Origin of the sequence: Kitasatospora sp. NPDC059571 (assembly GCF_042735675.1) — a bacterium.
Classification (GTDB): Bacteria; Actinomycetota; Actinomycetes; order Streptomycetales; family Streptomycetaceae; genus Kitasatospora.
Window position 1 is genome coordinate 3,399 of the sequence record NZ_JBHWBW010000332.1, and the last position, 5,485, is coordinate 8,883.

3 protein-coding genes are annotated in these 5,485 nt (G+C 69.0%); all 3 read right to left on the reverse strand.

The window, feature by feature from the left end:
* Window positions 1-122: 122 nt before the first annotated feature.
* The 3 genes from ACFV0G_RS28295 to ACFV0G_RS28305 all read right to left on the reverse strand — a co-directional run bounded on the left by ACFV0G_RS28295 (window position 123) and on the right by ACFV0G_RS28305 (window position 5,245).
* The gene (locus ACFV0G_RS28295) at window positions 123-1,889 is read right to left on the reverse strand and encodes an ABC transporter substrate-binding protein (protein WP_380553957.1); all 1,767 of its coding nucleotides are present in this window, start codon (window positions 1,887-1,889) and stop codon (window positions 123-125) included.
* A gap of 101 nt (window positions 1,890-1,990) precedes the next feature.
* On the reverse strand, window positions 1,991-3,034 hold the full coding sequence (locus tag ACFV0G_RS28300) for an ABC transporter permease (RefSeq protein WP_380553960.1): 1,044 nt from the start codon (window positions 3,032-3,034) through the stop codon (window positions 1,991-1,993).
* Window positions 3,035-3,526: 492 nt separating this feature from the next.
* Window positions 3,527-5,245: an ABC transporter family substrate-binding protein gene (locus ACFV0G_RS28305; RefSeq protein ID WP_380553963.1), complete on the reverse strand. Its 1,719-nt coding sequence runs from the start codon at window positions 5,243-5,245 to the stop codon at window positions 3,527-3,529.
* Window positions 5,246-5,485: the final 240 nt, after the last annotated feature.

The window sequence follows — 5,485 nt, forward strand, 5'->3', positions numbered from 1 at the left end:
GGGGGGCGGCGTTGGCGGGGGGGGGGAGGGGGGGGGGGGGTTTCGGGTTGGGGGGCCCGCGGGGTGGGGAGGCGGAGAGCTGGGGGGTGACCCCCACCGCGGCTACTGCGCTGTGCTGAGGACTACTTGACGTAGATGTTCAGCGGGGACTGCAGACCGAACAGGGTGTCGAACTTGACGCCACCGAGGCCCGAGCCGTAGAGGCTCAGCGAGCGCTGGTAGACGTCCGGGATGGACACGGCCTTCTCCTGCAGCTGCTTGTCGATCGCGGCCCAGGCCTTGCCCTGCTCGACCGGGTCGGCGATCTTCACCGCGGCGTCGATCGCGCTGTTGATCTGCGGGTCGTTGGTGTGGGCGTAGTTGGACGCACCGTCGGCGATGGTGCGGCCGTCCCAGACCGGCTGCAGCGAGGTGTAACCGGTCGGCCAGTCGGCGCCCCAGCCGCCCCAGTACAGGTCGTACTCGTTGTTCACGAGGCCGATGGCGTCGTAGTAGGTCTTGGCGTCGAGCGGCTTCGGGACGAACTTGAAGCCGGCCGCCTCCAGGGCGACGCGGATCGCCTCGGTGACCTTCTGCTGGACCGGGGTGTTGTTGTACGCGTAGACGATGGTCTGGCCGACGGCGTTGGCCTCGGTCAGCAGCTTCTTCGCGGCCTCCGGGTCACCCTGGGGCTTCTTCAGGATGTCGTAGGTGTCGTTCGCCTCGTAGCCCAGGGTGGTCGGGCTCATGTACGTGGTGGCGTAGTCGCCGTACGTGGTGCCGCCCTGGAGCTGGCGGGTCTGCTGGTGCGGGAACGCCCGGATCAGCGCCTCGCGGACCTTCTGGTCCTTGATGCGGGTGTTGTTGATGAAGTAGTAGTCCACGTACGGGGTCAGGCCCTCGAGGGTGCGGGGCTTGAGCTTCGCGTCGGCCTTGACCTGGTCGATGTAGGTGGTGTGGACCTGGTTGTGGAAGCTGAAGGCGGTCTTGTCCGCGCCGTTGTCCGCCATGAAGCGCTCGGTGGACTGCTGCGCCTGGACGCCGAACTCCATGTGCCACTTGTCCGGGTAGGCGTTCCGGATCGGGTCGGTGGCCGGGTCCCAGTTGGGGTTGCGGACCAGGTCGAGCGACTTGTCGGTGACGTGGTCGGCGATCTGGTACGGGCCGGACGAGAACGGCTTCTTGTCGTACGCGTCCTTGGTGTCCTGGGCCTTCGGGACCACGCCGTAGCCGGTCATCGCCAGGGTGAAGTTGGCGTCCGGGTGGGCGTCCTTGAAGGTGAAGACGACCGTCTTGGCGTCCGGGGTCTGGACGGCGTCCAGCTCCTTGCCCTCGTACGGGCCGGGGTACGCGTCGCGGTACTTGTCGCCGGCCAGCCAGGCCTGGATGTAGGTCGGGCCGGACTTCACGAACGGCGCGAAGGTGCGCTCGATCGAGTACTTGATGTCCGCCGAGGTGATCGCGGTGCCGTCCTGCCACTTCACGCCGTCCTTCAGCGTGAACTTCCAGGTCTTGCCGCCGTCGGTGGTGGTGCCGGTGTCGGTGGCGAGGTCGCCGACCAGCTTCTGGCTGCCGTCCGGCAGGTACTTGTAACCCGTCAGCTGGCGGGTGAAGAGGAGCGAGACCTCGCTGTTGTAGTTCAGGTAGATCTGCGCCGGGTCCAGGTGCGAGAAGTCGTCGCGGTCGATCATGTTGACCGTGCCGCCCTTCTTCGCGTTCGGCTCGGCGACGGCCGGGCCGGTGGAGTCGGCCGCGGTGCCGATGGAGATCGTGGTCGCCTTGACCGGCGCCTTGGAGGCGCCGGGGGCGGCGTCGCCGTTGGAGTGGCCGCTGGAGCACGCGGTGGTGACGGTCAGGGCCCCGGCCACCATGATGGCGGCGGCGAGCCGCCGCGACTTGCGAGCGTTCATCTTCATCCTGCCTGTGGAAGGTGTCTGCAACTTGAGTTGGGTGCCCGGGGCTGGGGTGCCCATCCCCCCGGAGTCTGTGGGGCTGCTCGGCCCGTGTGGGGTCAGCGGTTGGCCTTCGGGTCGAAGGCGTCCCGGACGGAGTCGCCGAGCAGGTTGAACGCGAGGACGAACAGCACCATGGCCAGGCCCGGGAAGAGCAGGAAGGTGACGTCGGTACGCAGGTATCCGGCGGCGTCCGCGATCATCCGGCCCCAGTCGGGGGTCGGCTCGGTGACGCCTACGCCGAGGTAGGACAGGCCGGCCTCGGCGGTGACGAAGGCGGGGAGCGCCAGGGTGGACTGCACCAGGATCGGGGTCCACAGGTTGGGCAGCAGCTCCTTGAAGATGATGCGCAGCGGCGAGGCGCCGGTCACCTTCGCGGCCTCGATGAACTCCCGCTCGCGCAGCGAGAGGGTCGTGGCGCGCAGGATGCGGGCCAGCGACATCCAGCCCAGCAGCGACAGCACGATGGTCACGGAGGTGAAGGAGAGCCAGGTCGGCTGCGCCTCGTTGTCGGCGACCAGGAGGCTGCTGACCACCGGCATGGTCGCGATCAGGAAGATCTGCGACGGGAACGACATCAGGATGTCGATCACCCGGCCGATGAAGTAGTCGGTCTTGCCGCCCAGGTAGCCGGCCGCGATGCCGAGGGCCACGCCGATGACCGTGCTGATCAGGGAGGTCGCTACGGCGATCAGCAGCGAGGTGCGGATGCCGTAGATCAGCAGGGTGAAGAGGTCGCGGCCGAGGCCGGGCTCCAGACCGAACCAGAAGTCGCCGTTCATGCCGCCGTTGGGCTGCACCGGCAGGCCCGAGTCGGTCAGCAGGCTGGGGTCGTTCTGCCCGTAGTGGGTGACCGGGTCCTTGCCGTAGACCATCGAGATCAGCGGCGCCAGGAGCGCGACGATCACGAAGGCGAGCACCACGATGCCGCTCACCACACCGGTGCGGTCGCGCAGGAAGCGACGCCACATCAGCTTGCTGGGGGAGAGCCCGCGGAAGCCGGGATCTGACTGGGCGTCGGCCGGGGTGTTGCCGGCGAGGTCCGACGTGGACCCGACGAGGACGCTGTCGCCGTCCGTCGTGGCCCCAGTTGGCGTCGTCATGGTGCTAATGCTCCCGACCGTTGGTCTGTGATGCAGCAAGGAGAAAAGTTTGGATGCACGGACTCTTGCAAGTCGTTAATCGAACGTCAAGAGTTCCTCAGTTGCTGGACCGCTATTTCTTGCTTCGTGCTGGAATATCAACCACTTCGTAGTCTCAAACGGCTTGACATGGCGTCACTGAGACGGTCAAAAGTGGACATAGATGACCAAATGCTGTTCACGCGTCCGTAACGTGCGGGACGTAACTCCGCTATCAGGACACGCCGTTCGGTCTGCCGGTCGGTCGATGCGCGTAGAACGCGTGTCCGCTTCGGGGGCATTGTCGGCATTTGTCGACCGTATTCATGTGTCCGATAATCGGACACTAGTGTTTTTGGGTGTGCGAAGGCTAATTCGGGGCCATGCTGGAGTGGGGGCGGCGGCCAATTCGGTCGCGGCGGAACTGGCAAATTCACGCCAGTGGCGAGTATTCGCCGCGCATTTCCGCGGCGGTCACTTCTGGAAGCCGATGTTCTCGTACACCGGATCGGTGAGGCCGGGGGCGCCGAGGTTCGCGACGGAGCGGCGGACACCGTACACGGCGGGGCGCTGGTAGAGCGGGACCAGGCCGGCCACCTGCCAGGCCTCCGCGTCGGCGCGGTTGATCGCGTCGTACTCCTCCCCCGTACTGGCGGCTGACGCCGCGTCGGCCAGTGCCCGGTCCAGCGCCCGGCTGCCGACCTGGGCTGCGTTGGCGCCGGCGTCCTGCTGGAACGTACCGCTCGACGACGTCGCCGGGAAGGGTGTTCCGAACAGGCCGACCAGCGTGAGGTCGAAGTCGTGCCGGTTCACGTAGGTTTCGAAGAACGCGGCGGCCGGCACGGTCGTGATGTCGACCTGGATCCCCGCCAGCGCGAGCATCTCCAGGATCTGGTTGCTCTCGCCCGCCGCCGCCGGGCTGCCCGCCGGGACGACCAGGCGCAGCGTCAGCGGCCTGCCGTCCTTGCTCCGCATCGCGAAGCCCGGGCGGTGCCAGCCGGCCGCCTCCAGCGCCTGGTCCGCGGCGTCGACGTCGTACTGGCTCAGACCGCCGGAGTTGTCCCGGTAGCCGTTCTGCCCCGGCACCAGGAAGTGGTTGTTGGCCGGCGTGTACGTCCAGTCCAGGCCCTGCAGGGCGGTGTGCGCCACCGCCTCGCGGTCGATCGCCTGCACCACGGCCCGCCGCACCGCCGGGTCGGCGAGCTGCGGGCTGCGCCCGTTCAGCACCAGGGCCCGGGTGTTGGGGCTGCCCGCCTTGCGGACCTCGCCGTCGGGGGTGGCCAGCACCTTGCGGTAGGCCGCGGCGTCCGGGCCGATGTCGAAGTAGTCCACCTGGCCGCGGGCGAAGGCGTCGGCCATCGCGCCCGCGTCCATCGCCCGGAAGACGATCCGGTCCAGCAGCGGCCGGTCGCCCCACCAGGACGGGTCGGGCTCCAGGGTGACGGTCTGCGCCGTGCGGTCGACGGAGGCCGGCCGGAAGGGGCCGGCGGTGACCGGGATGCGGTCCAGGAAGGCGGTGTTGAACCCGTCGGGGGTGTCCGTGTAGCGGGCCGGCAGCAGCGGCGCGCCGGCCACGTTGTTGAACATCGCCTGCCACTCGGAGAACGGCTTGTCGAAGGTCATCACGGCCTGGAAGTCGTCCTGGCCGCGGGTGACGGAGCCGACCCGGTCGAAGCCGGCCGTGGAGGAGCTGCGGTACTGCGGGTCGGCGCCGTTCAGCGCCTTCCAGGTGGCCTCCAGGTCGCGCCAGGTGATCGGGGTGCCGTCGGACCACCGGGCCTTCGGGTTGAGCGTCCAGACGACCGTCTGGTGCCCCGCCGCGGTGGACTCCTTCGCGTCCAGCAGGAAGTCGGTGTCCGGGCTCTGGCCGCCGCTCGCGTCCGACCGCCAGAACGTCGGCAGCAGCGCCTTCATGACCGCGGTGGTGGCGGGCTCCGCACCGTCCACCTGGAGCGGGTTCCACTGGGTCGGCAGCTGGTCGATCGCCCACTGCAGCGTGCCGCCGCGGCGAAGCGCGGTGCGGGGCTGCGCATTGACGGACAGTTGGGTCATCCGCGGGGCGCCGGGGCCGCCGGCCCGTGACCGCGCGTCGAGTGCCGCGTCCGCCGAGCCGGTGCTCGAACACGCGCAGAGCGCGAGGGCGAGGGCCGCCGCGGAGGCGGTCAGGGCGAGCGGGAACCGGGGCTTGGTCACAGGGTCTCCAGCGGAGCGGTGCAACGGGCCGGCCGTCGGGGAGGGGTACGGGCGGTGGCCCGGCTGGGAGCACATCCTGCTGATCCCGCGTGCGCGTTGTCGACCGGGCCCGGATCAAGGATCGGTAACGCGGCCTAACGGCCCGCCCGGTGGGTGCCTTCGTCCGGTTTTGCCCCGCCACTGGCGAGTAACCGCCATGAACGCGGCGGAGGCCGGGCGGGACGGCGCGGTGCCGTCCCG